This window comes from Acinetobacter oleivorans DR1 (assembly GCF_000196795.1).
GTDB classification, from domain to species: domain Bacteria; phylum Pseudomonadota; class Gammaproteobacteria; order Pseudomonadales; family Moraxellaceae; genus Acinetobacter; species Acinetobacter oleivorans.
In genome coordinates this window covers 4,104,514-4,119,797 of record NC_014259.1, presented here as the reverse complement: position 1 = coordinate 4,119,797, position 15,284 = coordinate 4,104,514, and the positions used below count along the sequence as shown (strand labels likewise).

Annotated in this window: 12 protein-coding genes and 2 rRNA genes; 5 read left to right on the top strand and 9 right to left on the bottom strand. The window is 41.9% G+C overall.

Translation table 11 applies throughout. The features are described from left to right. Positions 1–283 precede the first annotated feature (283 nt). The 3 genes from AOLE_RS19380 to AOLE_RS19370 all read left to right on the top strand — a co-directional run bounded on the left by AOLE_RS19380 (position 284) and on the right by AOLE_RS19370 (position 3,950). A 23S ribosomal RNA gene (locus AOLE_RS19380) occupies positions 284–3,176 on the top strand. Positions 3,177–3,355: 179 nt separating this feature from the next. Continuing rightward, positions 3,356–3,470, top strand: a 5S ribosomal RNA gene (gene rrf, locus AOLE_RS19375). Between the two features lie 168 nt (positions 3,471–3,638). Further along, positions 3,639–3,950 (top strand): ankyrin repeat domain-containing protein, encoded by a 312-nt coding sequence (locus AOLE_RS19370; protein WP_013199289.1) that lies wholly within the window; start codon positions 3,639–3,641, stop codon positions 3,948–3,950. A gap of 43 nt (positions 3,951–3,993) precedes the next feature. Here the strand turns inward: AOLE_RS19370 and AOLE_RS19365 are convergent, their stop codons facing one another. The 5 genes from AOLE_RS19365 to ribF form a co-directional block, all read right to left on the bottom strand. Beyond that, positions 3,994–4,536, bottom strand: a complete 543-nt coding sequence (locus tag AOLE_RS19365; RefSeq protein ID WP_005308885.1) for an NADPH-dependent FMN reductase — start codon at positions 4,534–4,536, stop codon at positions 3,994–3,996. Between the two features lie 136 nt (positions 4,537–4,672). After that, on the bottom strand, positions 4,673–5,155 hold the full coding sequence (locus tag AOLE_RS19360; RefSeq protein ID WP_004640310.1) for an FKBP-type peptidyl-prolyl cis-trans isomerase: 483 nt from the start codon (positions 5,153–5,155) through the stop codon (positions 4,673–4,675). Between the two features lies 1 nt (position 5,156). Continuing rightward, entirely contained in the window at positions 5,157–5,687 is a 531-nt protein-coding gene (lspA, locus tag AOLE_RS19355) for a signal peptidase II (RefSeq protein WP_003655819.1), read from the bottom strand. Then, positions 5,680–8,517 (bottom strand): isoleucine--tRNA ligase, encoded by a 2,838-nt coding sequence (ileS, locus tag AOLE_RS19350; RefSeq protein WP_013199288.1) that lies wholly within the window; start codon positions 8,515–8,517, stop codon positions 5,680–5,682. The genes lspA and ileS overlap by 8 nt, the downstream gene beginning before the upstream one ends. Before the next feature lie 61 nt (positions 8,518–8,578). Continuing rightward, positions 8,579–9,580 carry a bifunctional riboflavin kinase/FAD synthetase gene (ribF, locus tag AOLE_RS19345; protein ID WP_013199287.1) on the bottom strand — a complete coding sequence of 334 codons (1,002 nt, stop codon included), beginning with the start codon at positions 9,578–9,580 and terminating at the stop codon, positions 8,579–8,581. 207 nt (positions 9,581–9,787) lie between these two features. Between ribF and AOLE_RS19340 the strand changes: the two genes are divergently transcribed. Further along, positions 9,788–10,921 carry a TDT family transporter gene (locus AOLE_RS19340; protein WP_013199286.1) on the top strand — a complete coding sequence of 378 codons (1,134 nt, stop codon included), beginning with the start codon at positions 9,788–9,790 and terminating at the stop codon, positions 10,919–10,921. A gap of 80 nt (positions 10,922–11,001) precedes the next feature. Beyond that, the gene (locus AOLE_RS19335; protein WP_013199285.1) at positions 11,002–11,568 is read left to right on the top strand and encodes a 5'-methylthioadenosine/S-adenosylhomocysteine nucleosidase family protein; all 567 of its coding nucleotides are present in this window, start codon (positions 11,002–11,004) and stop codon (positions 11,566–11,568) included. A 36-nt stretch (positions 11,569–11,604) separates the two neighbouring features. On the opposite strand, the gene AOLE_RS19330 is transcribed toward AOLE_RS19335, so the two are convergent. From AOLE_RS19330 to ssuD, 4 genes are all read right to left on the bottom strand, one after another. Beyond that, on the bottom strand, positions 11,605–12,225 hold the full coding sequence (locus AOLE_RS19330; protein WP_013199284.1) for a TetR family transcriptional regulator C-terminal domain-containing protein: 621 nt from the start codon (positions 12,223–12,225) through the stop codon (positions 11,605–11,607). A 259-nt stretch (positions 12,226–12,484) separates the two neighbouring features. Then, positions 12,485–13,285 carry an ABC transporter ATP-binding protein gene (locus AOLE_RS19325; RefSeq protein ID WP_005308903.1) on the bottom strand — a complete coding sequence of 267 codons (801 nt, stop codon included), beginning with the start codon at positions 13,283–13,285 and terminating at the stop codon, positions 12,485–12,487. Positions 13,286–13,298: 13 nt separating this feature from the next. Further along, on the bottom strand, positions 13,299–14,096 hold the full coding sequence (gene ssuC / locus AOLE_RS19320; protein ID WP_005308906.1) for an aliphatic sulfonate ABC transporter permease SsuC: 798 nt from the start codon (positions 14,094–14,096) through the stop codon (positions 13,299–13,301). After that, complete coding sequence (gene ssuD, locus AOLE_RS19315; protein ID WP_005308909.1) at positions 14,093–15,268, bottom strand: FMNH2-dependent alkanesulfonate monooxygenase; 1,176 nt, start codon at positions 15,266–15,268, stop codon at positions 14,093–14,095. The genes ssuC and ssuD overlap by 4 nt, the downstream gene beginning before the upstream one ends. Positions 15,269–15,284: the final 16 nt, after the last annotated feature.

The following is a 15,284-nucleotide window of genomic DNA, read 5'->3' as shown; positions in this document are numbered from 1 at the left end:
TGATTTAAGTATCACGGTATTAAGCATGACCTGACGAAGGCGTGTTTATTCATTAACAGATTGGCAAAATTGAGTCTGAAATAAATTGTTCACTCAAGAGTTTAGATTAAGCAATTAATCTAGATGAATTGAGAACTAGCAAATTAACTGAATCAAGCGTTTTGGTATATGAATTTAGATTGAAGCTGTACAGTGTTTAAATACACAGGCAACAGATAGTAGCGATGAAGAATCGCACGGACAACACTCACTTGTAAGTGTTGACGACTGTTTGGGGTTGTATAGTCAAGTAATTAAGTGCATGTGGTGGATGCCTTGGCAGTCAGAGGCGATGAAAGACGTAATAGCCTGCGATAAGCTCCGGGGAGGCGGCAAATATCCTTTGATCCGGAGATTTCTGAATGGGGGAACCCACCTACTTTAAGGTAGGTATTGCAACATGAATACATAGTGTTGCAAGGCGAACGAGGGGAAGTGAAACATCTCAGTACCCTTAGGAAAAGAAATCAATTGAGATTCCCTTAGTAGCGGCGAGCGAACGGGGATCAGCCCATTAAGTTATGTGTGTTTTAGTGGAACGCTCTGGGAAGTGCGAACGTAGAGGGTGATATTCCCGTACACGAAAGGGCACACATAATGATGACGAGTAGGGCGAGGCACGTGAAACCTTGTCTGAATATGGGGGGACCATCCTCCAAGGCTAAATACTCCTGACTGACCGATAGTGAACCAGTACCGTGAGGGAAAGGCGAAAAGAACCCCTGTGAGGGGAGTGAAATAGATCCTGAAACCGCATGCATACAAGCAGTGGGAGCCGACTTGTTCGGTGACTGCGTACCTTTTGTATAATGGGTCAGCGACTTATATTCAGTAGCGAGGTTAACCGTATAGGGGAGCCGTAGAGAAATCGAGTCTTAATAGGGCGTTTAGTTGCTGGGTATAGACCCGAAACCAGGCGATCTATCCATGAGCAGGTTGAAGGTTGGGTAACACTAACTGGAGGACCGAACCCACTGTCGTTGAAAAGCCAGGGGATGACTTGTGGATAGGGGTGAAAGGCTAATCAAGCCTGGTGATAGCTGGTTCTCCCCGAAAGCTATTTAGGTAGCGCCTCGGACGAATACCATAGGGGGTAGAGCACTGTTTCGGCTAGGGGGTCATCCCGACTTACCAAACCGATGCAAACTCCGAATACCTATGAGTACTATCCGGGAGACAGACTGCGGGTGCTAACGTCCGTAGTCAAGAGGAAAACAATCCAGACCGCCAGCTAAGGCCCCAAAATCATAGTTAAGTGGGAAACGATGTGGGAAGGCATAGACAGCTAGGAGGTTGGCTTAGAAGCAGCCACCCTTTAAAGAAAGCGTAATAGCTCACTAGTCGAGTCGGCCTGCGCGGAAGATGTAACGGGGCTAAAACTATGTGCCGAAGCTGCGGATTTGACTTTTAGTCAAGTGGTAGGGGAGCGTTCTGTAAGCCGATGAAGGTGTATTGAGAAGTATGCTGGAGGTATCAGAAGTGCGAATGCTGACGTGAGTAACGACAAAACGGGTGAAAAACCCGTTCGCCGAAAGACCAAGGGTTCCAGTCCAACGTTAATCGGGGCTGGGTGAGTCGACCCCTAAGGCGAGGCCGAAAGGCGTAGTCGATGGGAAATTGGTTAATATTCCAATACTTCTGTGTAATGCGATGAGAGGACGGAGAAGGTTAAGTCAGCCTGGCGTTGGTTGTCCAGGTGGAAGGAAGTAGGCATGCATCTTAGGCAAATCCGGGGTGCTCTATGCTGAGATCTGATAGCAAGCTGTACTTGTACAGCGAAGTGGCTGATACCATGCTTCCAGGAAAAGTCTCTAAGCTTCAGTTACACAGGAATCGTACCCGAAACCGACACAGGTGGTCAGGTCGAGTAGACCAAGGCGCTTGAGAGAACTCTGCTGAAGGAACTAGGCAAAATGGTACCGTAACTTCGGGAGAAGGTACGCTGCTGACGGTGATGACCCTTGCGGTCTGAGCTATTGGCAGCCACAGAAACCAGGCCGCTGCAACTGTTTATTAAAAACATAGCACTCTGCAAACACGAAAGTGGACGTATAGGGTGTGATGCCTGCCCGGTGCTGGAAGGTTAATTGATGGGGTTAGCGTAAGCGAAGCTCTTGATCGAAGCCCCAGTAAACGGCGGCCGTAACTATAACGGTCCTAAGGTAGCGAAATTCCTTGTCGGGTAAGTTCCGACCTGCACGAATGGCATAATGATGGCGGCGCTGTCTCCAGCAGAGGCTCAGTGAAATCGAAATCGCTGTGAAGATGCAGTGTACCCGCGGCTAGACGGAAAGACCCCGTGAACCTTTACTGCAGCTTGACATTGAACTTTGACCTTACTTGTGTAGGATAGGTGGGAGGCTTTGAAGTTGGAACGCTAGTTCCAATGGAGCCGTCCTTGAAATACCACCCTGGTAATGTTGAGGTTCTAACTCTGCCCCGTAATCCGGGGCGAGGACCATGTCTGGTGGGTAGTTTGACTGGGGCGGTCTCCTCCTAAAGAGTAACGGAGGAGTACGAAGGTGCGCTCAGCGTGGTCGGAAATCACGCGTAGAGTATAAAGGCAAAAGCGCGCTTAACTGCGAGACCCACAAGTCGAGCAGGTACGAAAGTAGGTCTTAGTGATCCGGTGGTTCTGTATGGAAGGGCCATCGCTCAACGGATAAAAGGTACTCTGGGGATAACAGGCTGATACCGCCCAAGAGTTCATATCGACGGCGGTGTTTGGCACCTCGATGTCGGCTCATCTCATCCTGGGGCTGAAGCAGGTCCCAAGGGTATGGCTGTTCGCCATTTAAAGAGGTACGCGAGCTGGGTTTAGAACGTCGTGAGACAGTTCGGTCCCTATCTACCGTGGGCGCTGGAAATTTGAGAGGATCTGCTCCTAGTACGAGAGGACCAGAGTGGACGAACCTCTGGTGTACCGGTTGTGACGCCAGTCGCATCGCCGGGTAGCTATGTTCGGAAGGGATAACCGCTGAAAGCATCTAAGCGGGAAGCCTACCTCAAGATAAGATTTCCCTAGGACTTTATGTCCTCTAAAGAGCCGTTCGAGACTAGGACGTTGATAGGTTGGATGTGGAAGCATAGTGATATGTGAAGCTGACCAATACTAATTGCTCGTGAGGCTTGACTATACAACACCCAAGCAGTTGTATATAAAGCATCAATCGATTCATTAATATGCAAAGCAACTTGATTTAGTTATACGCTTAGCTAAAATGAACAAATAAAGTAAGATTCAATCAGCCCATCTGTAAAGATTTGGAAAACGCATCGGCACATTAAGACCAATGCAAGTATCCATACCAGTTGTGCTGGCGACCATAGCAAGAGTGAACCACCTGATCCCTTCCCGAACTCAGAAGTGAAACCTCTTAGCGCTGATGGTAGTGTGGGGTTTCCCATGTGAGAGTAAGTCATCGCCAGCTCATTATTCTAACACCCCGGTCTCGAAAGAAACCGGGGTGTTTACTTATGCAGGAATTAAATTGATTGAAGAGTTTAATTTTTTGGTAGTGCTTCAAAATCAGATATTGCATATTAAGCATGTTCTATGAATATAATAATGATGAAGTTTCTTATTTTTAGGTGTTTACGTGAAAATTAATTCTTTCTCTTCAATACCTGAAGATGATGAAGAACTCTCTCTTCCTGAATTAGTTTATTGGGCTTCTTTAGGGGACCTAGATCTGGTAGAGCAACTACTTTTAGAAGGGCAAGATCCCAATCAGGCAGATGATGAAGGCTATAGTGCTTTACAAGCAGCTGCTGAAAATGGTCATTTAGAGATAGTTAAACTCTTGGTAGGAAAAGGTGCTCAAATCGCTTATAAAAGCGAATATACAGCGTTACAGCTTGCAGAAATGGCTGGTAATATAGACGTAGTAAATTATTTAAAAAGCTTATAAAAATAAAAGGCCCCTATTTTGTTTATAGAGGCCTTTTTTAAATTTAAGATAAGTGATATTTCTGTAGTTTCTCAACAATAGATTGAAGCCCTTTTACTTCAAACTCATTAGCTTCGAATTTTTCATCTTTATTGCGTTTAAATATATCTCGTATCTCTATTACAGCATTGGGATCAATTATACTTAAACTTGAGGTGACTTGACGTATTTGGCTAATAGATCGAGAACCATTCGTTGAACCATAACCAATAAATGCAGCTGGTTTACCACTCCATTCTTTGCCTACATAGTCCAGAGCATTTTTTAGAGCTGGACTGTAACCATGGTTGTATTCTGGGCTAATAAAGATAAAAGCATCTGCTTGAGCAATTTTGTCTGCCCATTCTTGTTGTTTAGGTTGATCATAAATTCCGGTAGCGGGTGGATGAGATCCTGAAAATAGAGGTAAATCCCATTCTTTTAAATCGACTACTTCAGTTTGGAAATCGTTTAGACTCAATGTTGGAATTGTTGATTCTACCCAATTGGCAATTTTAATTGCTGTACGTCCTTCACGAACACTTCCCACGACAATATAGACCAGCATGTATTTTTCCCAAGGATTTTTATACTTATAACTTAATTCATTAAATGGGTAGCTGAGAATATAGAATTTGTAAGGATTCTTATGTTATGAAAAAAATTGGATAATAAAAAAGCCCTCATTGAGAGGGCTTTTTTATTTACATGAGTTTAATGCCTTGTTGGCCTTCAGGAGTAACCTTGAATATTTCTACTTCAAAGGTAATGTTTTTTCCAGCTAACGGGTGATTAAAATCAATTTCTGTAATGTCATCATTAACTGACTTCACTACACCGAATAAAGTTGTTTTTGCTTTATCTTCGAACTCAATCATATGACCAGGAATAGGGCGTTGTTCAAACTTAACTGTATCGAAAGTTTGAATATTTTCCGGATTCCATGGACCAAATGCATCTTCTGGTGGAAGATGTACTGTACGGCGGTCACCAGCACGTAAACCAAATAATGCTTTTTCAAAGCCAGGTAAAAGATTTCCGTCACCAATAGTCAAGGTAACAGGTTCTTCACGGTTACGTGTATTATCGATTTCTACACCATTTTCAATAGCGACAGAAAAGTGTAGATCGACTTTAGAGCCGTCTGTAATACGAATTTCTTCGTTAGGTTGGATAATTTCGGTCATATTATGCATCCGAATTTTGGTTGCGTTGCTTCTCAAGGAAGAATGTATCGATGAGTAGCAAGATGGTGCCTAAGGTAATGGCACTGTCCGCAATATTAAAAGCTGGAAAGTGATGATTTTGGTAATAAACATGAATGAAATCGACTACATAACCTAGGGTAATACGGTCAATTAAATTGCCTAAAGCTCCACCTAAAATTAAAGCGATGGCTACAGGTAGCACCACCATTTTTTTAGGCATACGAAGCAACCAAAATACAAAAAGGATTGAAACTAAGCCTGCTAAAGATGTGAAGAAATAGCGTTGCCATCCTCCTGCATCCGATAAAAAGCTAAAGGCTGCACCATAGTTATGTAAAAGTGTCCAGTTTAAAAATGGAAGTACAGGCACTGGATCTGCGTAGTTCAGATGTGTACTTGCAATCCATTTTGTCCATTGATCCAAAACAATGGCAAGGACAGAAAGTCCAAGCCAAATGAGATTGTGTGGATAAAACTGGAATAAGCCTTTTTTAGCTTGTGAATTAGGCATATTTTCTCACTTCGCCACGACCAGTGACGTTCACAATACAACGACCACATAAACCAGGATGATCAGCATGTGTATTTACATCTGGAAGGACGTGCCAGCAACGTGCACATTTTTCACCTTCAGCTGCAGATATTTGTACACGTAAGCCTTCCATTTCAGTTGCTTCACCTTGTTCAGCAAATGGATGTACTACTACTTGAGAAGTAATAAGAACAAAACGGAGTTCATCAGCCAGTTGGTTTAAAACTGTTTGTAATGATTCATTTGCCCAAAGTTCAACTTTGGCTGAAAGATTACTGCCGACAAGTTTAGCGTTACGTGCTGCTTCAATCTGTTTATTTACTGCAGATTTTACGCTAATCAATGTTTGCCAATCTTCTTCAGAAAGCAAGTTTGCTTTTGATGAAACAGGCAAGTCATACCATTCTGAAGTAAATACATACTTTTCAGTTTGTTCTGGAATCAGTGGCCAAGCTTCTTGAGCGGTAAAGCTTAAGATTGGGCTCATCCAGCGAACAAATGCTTGTACGATATGGTAAAGCGCTGTTTGTGCAGAACGACGTGCTTGTGAGTCAGCCTTAGTGGTGTATTGACGGTCTTTGATGATGTCTAGGTAGAAACCACCTAAGTCATTAATACAGAAGCTTGTTAACGCACTACACACCACATGGAAGTTCATTTCTTCATATGCAGTGATAATAGTTTGTTGTACTTCATTTGCACGTTGCAAGATGTATTGATCAAGAGCGATAAGATCATCTACTGCTAAAGCATCTGTACTTGGTTTGAAACCATTTAAGTTTGCAAGTAAGAAGCGTAGCGTATTACGAATACGACGGTAGCTATCACTTACACGGCTAAAGATTTCTTTAGACGCTGCAATTTCATAGCGATAGTCGCTAGAAGCTACATATAGACGTAAACCATCAGCACCAAGCTGTTTGATGATTTCTTCAAGTGGAATGTAGTTGCCTAAAGATTTTGACAACTTACGACCGTTTTCATCCACTGTAAAACCATGTGTTAACAAGGCTTTATATGGTGCGCGATTGTGAATTGCCATAGACGTTAATAAAGAAGACTGGAACCAGCCACGGTGTTGGTCTGAACCTTCTAAATATAAGTCAGCAGGGCTTTCTAATTCTTCACGTTGCTCAAGTACAGCATAATGCGTTGTACCAGAGTCGAACCATACATCGAGTGTATCGCGGACGGCGTTGTACTGTTCAGCATCTTCACCTATGAAGTCTTTTGCTTCACGTTTGAACCATGCTTCGATGCCTTCTTGTTCGATCAGTTGAGCAACTTCTTCGATGAGTTCAGGTGTACGAGGATGTAATTCGTTCGTATCTTTATGAACGAAGAAAGGAATTGGAACACCCCAAGTACGTTGACGTGAGATACACCAATCCGGACGACCTTCAATCATTGATTCAATACGGTTTTTACCCCAGTTCGGTACAAACTCGATATCGTTTTCAATTGCGTTAAGCGCGCCTTCACGTAAGCCTTTTTGATCCATGCTAATGAACCATTGTGGTGTAGCACGGAAAATAATAGGAGTCTTATGACGCCAGCAGTGTGGGTAACTGTGTTTAATTGGTTGATGAGCCCATAAACGGCCTACAGCACCCAAAGCTTCAATAATCTTTGGATTGGCTTTATAGATGTGTTCACCAGCATAGATTGGAGCAGTTGGTAAATAAACACCGTTACCACCGACTGGATTATCTACTTTAAGGTTGTATTGAAGACCTACTTTATAGTCGTCTGCACCATGGCCAGGCGCTGTATGTACTGCACCTGTACCGCTTGTTGCAATAACGTGTTCACCCAAAATCACTGGAACTTGACGATCGGTAAGTAAAGGGTGTTGTAAAGTAAGGTTTTCAAGAGCTGAACCTGTAAAGTCAGCTAAAACAACAGGATTTTCAAGCTTGTAACGCTCAATTGCTGAAGCAACTAAGTCTTTAGCAAGAATGAAGTTTTGCTTACCGCGCTCAGTAGTCACTTGTACCAATTGATATTCAATTTCGGCATGCAATGCAACAGCTTGGTTAGCTGGTAATGTCCACGGCGTAGTCGTCCAGATCACGATATCAGTTGGATCTTGAACTTCTACGTTTAAACGGGCACTTAAATCTTTAAGATCTACAACACCAAAACCAACATCAATTGCGTCAGATTTTTTATCTTCATATTCAACTTCAGCTTCGGCAAGTGCTGAACCACAGTCCATACACCAGTTCACTGGCTTTAAGCCCGGCTGGATATGGCCATTTTTCTGGATTAAGCCTAAAGTACGAACAATATCGGCTTCTTGTTTATAGTTCATGGTGAGATAAGGATTATCCCAATCACCTAAAATACCAAGACGTTTAAAGTCAGTACGCTGTAAATCAATTTGTTTTAGAGCATATTCACGGCAAAGCTTACGGAAAGTCGCTGCGTCAACTTTTTCGCCAACTTTACCTACTTTTTCTTCAACTTTTAGCTCGATTGGCAAGCCATGACAATCCCAACCAGGAACATAAGGTGCATCGAAACCTGCCAAAGTACGGCTTTTTACAATCACGTCTTTGAGTACTTTATTAACTGCGTGACCTAAGTGAATTGTACCGTTCGCATATGGAGGGCCATCGTGCAAAATATATTTTTTCTTGCCAATACGCGATGCACGAATCTGCTGATAAATGTTGTCGGTATACCACTCTTCTAACCATTTCACTTCACGTACTGCCAAATTTGCTTTCATTGCAAATTGAGTATCCGGCAGGTTTAGCGTGGCTTTGTAGTCCACTGCATTCTCAGGAGTTTGCTTATCGCTCATGCAAGTTTTCATCCAGTTTAATCAGCTTGGGAGCCGACATGTTTTACAATCAAAATTAGAATTAAAAAGGAAATTGTGTCGTGTCGTTACGGTATTGTCGTAACTGCTGCACGTCATTATCAATTCCTGCCTTAAGTGCCTCAAGCGAAGGGTAGTTCAATTCACCATGAAGATAGTGAAGGAAAGTCACCCGCATAAATAAGCCATACAGATTAGCAGAAACATCAGGGAAATGTACTTCTAATCTCCACTCTGGATGTTCTTGCTGAATGGCTGGACGTGTACCGACATGTCCTGCGCCATAGAGGCTGTTATCATGATATCCGGCAATTCCCGGTTTTTCGGGTGTATCTTGACGCACTTTTTGAGTAAGTGAGGTTGTTTCACAAATGACTTCAACACCATAAATCCCATTTAAACATGGCTTATGGCGGTTGAGGCGAACATTAATCGTTGGAAAATCCAGAGTTCGGCCAATTTGGTCGCCATATTGAACTCGTCCAGTAATACTGTAAGGACGACCTAATAATTTAGCAGCTAAGGCAAGATTTCCTACCTGAAGCACTTGGCGAATACGAGTTGAACTTACGCGTTCACCTTCAAGCTCAATCGTATGTAAATTTGTGACCCCAAATCCGTAATCTTTTAAAAATTCGCTGTTGCCTTGACGGTCCTTACCGAAATGAAAGTCATCTCCTAAAACCAAAGACTGCGCGTTTAATTTATCTTTTAATAAGTCTGCAAAAGCAGACGCGCTCATACTACGGAAATGCTGATCAAATTTAGCAACTGCAATGTAATCAACCCCAAGCTCAGCTAGGTATTCAACTTTTTCTCGTAGTGAATTAATACGAGGAGGGGCATCGTAGCCTTTAAAGAATTCAAGAGGTTGTGGCTCAAAAATCATAACCAATGTTTTTAAGCCTTGTGCTGCAGCAATTTTTTTGAGTTGAGCAATCATCGCTTGGTGACCTAAATGGACACCATCAAAATTACCAATAGTTACCGCTGTTTGAGGTAACTGAAAATTGGGCGATAACGCATTAAGACGAAGCAGTTTCATGAACTTAAAATATGGCTATTTTTGCAAGGGCTATATATTGCCATAATCTCACAGATTCGTCTTGTTGTTGTGTTTTTACTCAGTTATTTTTCAACATGAATATTTGTATATTTGAATTACTGATGAATTAAATAAAAATAAATCAATTTTTCTTATTAATAGTTTGCTCTACTATATCTTTATCCACTCTTTGATTAGAGAACTAAAATGAAAAAACCCTTTTACCAATTAAATCATAGCAAAGATGTTATACGACATTTTACTCCAAATTGGTTTACAGCGACTATGGGTACTGGCGTGGTCAGTATGATTTTAATTCAGCTTCCATTTGCTCAATCATTTTTATTCACGCTAGCAACTTTGTTATGGCAATTTAATATTATTTTATTCAGTGTTTTTTCAGGTCTTTATTTATTGCGGTGGTTTCTTTTCCCTCATGAAGCGAAGCAAATATTTAACCATCCCAATATGAGCTTGTTTTTAGGCGCTATTCCGATGGGGCTCGCTACAATACTAAATGGCTTTTTAAGCTTTGGTATAGGGCTTTACGGTGAAGTTGCGATACATATTGCTCAAGCTTTATGGTACATCGATGTCTTTTTAGCACTAGCAATTGCGTGGATCGTGCCGTTTTGTATGTTTAGTCGTCAGAACCATCAGCTACATACCGTGACTGCAATTTGGCTTTTACCTGTGGTTGCCTGTGAAGTAGCAGCAAGTTCTGCGGGTATGTTAGTTGCACATTTACCAGCAGATTTGCATAGCTTTCATTTATTAATGGCGGGCTACGTACTTTGGGGGATTTCTGTTTTACCCGCATTTGCTATTTTGACAATTTTAATGCTGCGTATGGCTTTACATCAGTTACCGGAAAAAGAAGTCGCAATTTCTAGCTGGTTGTCTTTAGGCCCTATTGGTACAGGTGCTTTAGGTCTCTTATTGCTAGGAGAGCAGGCACAAAGAGTGGCGCCAAACGTAGGATTTCATCAATTTGCAAATGTCTTTCAAGCTTTAGGAATTGTAGGCAGTCTCGTGCTTTTAGGCTTTGGGTTATGGTGGCTGGGTCTTGCAATTTTAACAACGCTTCGTCACGCAAAGACAGGTATTCCATTCAATTTGGGTTGGTGGGGCTTAACCTTTCCATTAGGCGTATTTATTCTTGCACTGTTTAATTTAGGGCATCAGGTTGAAATTGTATTTTTACAATACGTTGCTGTGGCATTGAGTCTTTTATTATTGACAATGTGGGGTGTGGTAATGAAGAAAACGCTAGCAGGCGCATATAGCGGCCAACTGTTCTTTTCTCCGTGTTTAATCGCCTTACAACAAAAAATGCAGTAATGATGAAAAGGTGCAAAAAGCTTTTGCACCTGATTTATACTTATTTTCTAATTTATTTAATTTTGATTTGAGCTTTTTGAATGAACACTGATATTGCTTTAATTATGGCACTTCCGAATGAATCTAAAGGTTTGTTTGAGCAGGCAGGTGTTGAAGTCCATTACAGCGGTATTGGTAAGATTAATGCTGCTTTTAAAGCATTTGAGGTTATTCAAAAAACTGGCTGTAAAACTTTAATTAATCTAGGTACAGCTGGAAGCTCTGCATTTAATCGACATGATTTAGTCGAGGTGAAGACTTTTGTACAACGTGATATGGATGTTTCACCCCTAGGGTTTGAAGTAGGTGTAACGCCGTTAGATGATCACTTGCCAGCTGAAATTCATCTTCAATCACATTTTGCTGATTTGCCAAAAGCAATTTGTGGAACTGGAGATTCATTTGAAACGGGTCAGCCAAAAGTAGCTTGTGATGTGGTGGATATGGAAGGATATGCCTTAGCCAAAGTCTGCCATAAGTTAGGTGTACGCCTGATTTCGGTGAAATATATTACTGATGGTGCAGATGACACAGCACATGTAGATTGGGAAGAAAATTTATTATTAGGTGCTCAAAAACTTTTAGCGCTTTATCAAAATCACTTCTAAAAAAAGATCGGCAAATTTGCCGATCTTTTTTTGGTTTTAACGAGGCAATACGCCGTAGAGCATCAGGTGGACTGTATGCTCAATTGAGCGTTGGAACATGCTTCGGTTACGCAGTGTTTTTCCAGTCACCATTTCCATTTGGGTTGCAAAATCTGCATAGTTTTGCGTAAGACCCCAAATGTTTAAGATTAATAATTCCGGGTCGATATCTGGTGAAATCTTTCCTTCTTCTTGCCACGTCTGAATGACTTTAGCTTTGCGCTTAAATAGTTTTTTTAATGGTCCTTTGAGTATAGGTAAAATATGAGGAGCGCCTTGAATGATTTCTAATGCAAACAATCTAGATGCTTTCGGTTGGCTACGAGACAGTTCGATTTTTTGTATTAAATAGTGGGATAAGGCTTCGGCTGGTTCTAATTCAGCTTCTAAAGTTTGTAAGGGAGCCAACCATTTTTGTAAAACGGTTGTGAGCACTTCTACGTATAAAGACTCTTTATTTTCGTAGTAATAGAAAATATTCGACTTATGCATGTCGGCGAGTTGGGCAATTTCATCCAGACTTGCGCCAGTGAACCCATAGACTGAAAATACGTCAAGGGCGGCAGCAAGAAGCTGATTGCGCTTTTGGGTACTCTTTTTTTGTTCCATCTGCTGCATAATTAAAAAAATAATACTCCCATTGTAAGGGAAATTGTTTGATTTGTGCACAGGTGTCTTGCTTTTTTAATCAAAAAACGGCTAGTTATTTGCGTAATAGATATACTATTGTGCAAAAAATAGAGAGATTCACTAGTTTATTGTTATTCTTAAAAATATTTTTTAAATTTCGCCCTAAAAAAGAGCAATAAAACAGCAGTTTTATTGCTCGTAAATTGGGCATTTTTCGGTTGAGCATTTCTGATTACTCATCGCAATCTTAAGTTGCCAAAACTGCATCGAGTACTTGTTGTTCAAGTTGTGCAAAAGTAATGCTCTTTTTACGCGGGCGTGGAAGATTAACTTGGAAACTTTGAGCAATCTGGCCCTTATCTAATAAGATAATACGGTCAGCTAATTGCACTGCTTCACTTACATCGTGTGTGACTAAAATGGCAGTAAAACCTTGTTCTTTCCACAAGCGCTCAATCAAGCTTTGCATCTCAAGCCGAGTTAGAGCATCTAATGCACCTAAAGGCTCATCAAGCAATAAAATGCGTGGCGTATGCGACAGTGCACGTGCTAAGGCTGTACGCTGACGTTGGCCACCTGAGAGTTGTGAAGGCCATTGTCCAGATTTTTCTTTTAAACCCACTTTTTCCAGTAATTCTTCTGCTAAAGCATGTTGGGCTTTAGGTAAACCCAGTTGAACATTTTGAAGGATATTCCTCCAAGGAAGTAGGCGTGGGTCTTGGAACATTACTCGAATATCATCGTTAGTAATGCCTTCACGCAAATGTCTAGCAGATTTGAATTTGATTTCTCCAAAACTGGCTTTTTCAAGTTGAGCAATTAAACGTAGTAACGTACTTTTGCCACAGCCACTTCGACCAACAATTGCTAAAAACTCACCAGGCTGGATGTGTAGGTCAAGATCTTCAAGGACCTTTACCTCGCCATAGAATTTATAAAGTTGCTCAATCAGAATCTCTGCACCTAATACAGGTTCTTGAGATTCTGTTGGTTCTTCCGGAATGAGCTGCACTTCATTCTGATTAATATTTAAATTCAGATTTGTCATGTTCTAAGCTCCCTTATTTCTGATATCCAGAGTGCCAACGTAGTAAATAGCGTTCTAAAAGCTGGGCTAAAACATCGGCTAGTTTGCCTAGTAAGGCGTAAAGAAGAATACCGACCAGAACTACATCTGTTTGTAAAAACTCACGTGCATTCATGGTCATATAACCAATACCTGCTTGAGCTGAAATGGTTTCAGCGACAATGAGCAACACCCAAACCAAACCTAAAGCAAAGCGTAGACCTACTAAAATAGAAGGCATTGCACCTGGCAGAATAATTTCTTTGTAAAGCTGCCAGCGAGAAAGGCCGTAACTTTTACCCATTTCGATCAATTGAGGGTCAACTGACCGAATACCGTGATAGGTATTAATATAAATCGGGAAGAACACACCTACTGCGACCAAGAATAATTTCGCTGTTTCATCAATACCGAACCACAAGATTACAAGTGGAATAAGTGCTAATGCTGGGATATTACGAATCATTTGCAGAGTCGTATCGAGCAGGGTAGAGGCGAAGCGTGAGGAACCATTAAGTAAACCTAAGAGCAGACCTAAGCCGCCACCAACCAAAAGACCAATCAAAGCGCGACCAGCACTTACCTTAACGTGATGCCATAATTCTCCACTAACGAGTAGATGCCAAAAAGCGGAAACCACAGCAGTCGGTGCAGGCAAAATACGGTTTTCTAAAAGACCCGAGCTTGAGGCAATTTGCCAAACAACCAATAGAACAATAGGGAAAATCCAAGGCAGCAAACGCTGCCCGATTTGTTTTGTTCCACGTGAAACAATACTTTCGTCTTTGCTCATGCAGGCTCCTTGACGGAACTATTTTGCTTCTTCTCGTCTGGAACATAGTTATTGGCAATGATCTCACCGAATGGACCGGTTAAATTGGGCTGAGCAAGTTTAGCGCGAGTTTCGATTGGTAATAACGGGAAGACCAACTCTGCAAAACGGATCGACTCTTCAAGATGTGGATAGCCCGAGAAAATAAAAGTATCGATACCTAAATCAGCATATTCCTGAATGCGGGCAGCAACTGTTTCTGGGTCACCTACAAGTGCTGTACCAGCACCGCCACGGACTAAACCAATACCTGCCCAAAGGTTTGGAGACACTTCAAGTTTATCTCGGTTACCGCCGTGGAGAGCTGCCATACGTTGTTGGCCTACAGAGTCCATTTGTGCAAATTTTTTCTGTGCTGCAGCAATAGTTGCATCATCAAGATATTGGATAAGCTCGTTCGCTGCTGCCCAAGCTTGTTCGTTGGTCTCACGAACAATCACGTGTAAGCGAATGCCATAAGTTAATTTACGACCTTTAGCCTCAGCTTTGGCACGAACATGTTCGACTTTTTGTTTAACTGCCTCTGGTGGTTCACCCCATGTAAGGTAAGTATCGACTTGCTCAGCTGCAAGATCGACAGCGACGTCTGAAGAGCCGCCGAACCAAAGTGGTGGATAAGGCTTTTGAACAGGTGGGTAAAGTAGTTTTGCATCATCTACTTGTAAGCGTTCACCATGGAATGTAAAAGCTTCACCCGTATGTGAACGCGTCAAAATTTCACGCCAGATTTTTACATATTCATTGGCAGTTTGATAACGCGTTGAGTGATCTTCATATAAACCATCGCCGCGGAGTTCAGCCTCATCACCACCAGTCACTAGGTTGAGTAACACTCGACCATTCGACAAGCGGTCAAATGTTGCAGCCATGCGAGCTGCCAAGGCTGGTGTTGTTACCCCTGGACGTAACGCAACTAAAAATTTAAGGTGTTGAGTTGCATCAATCAGGCTAGCTGCCGTAATCCAAGGATCTTCACATGAACGACCTGTTGGAATAAGTACACCTTCATAACCCAAATTATCTACCGCTACAGCAATTTGCTTCATATAGGCATGGTCAACCTGACGAGCGCCTTTACTTGTACCTAAATAGCGACTATCACCGTGGGTAGGAATAAACCAGAAAATTTTCATGTGCATTACCTATATG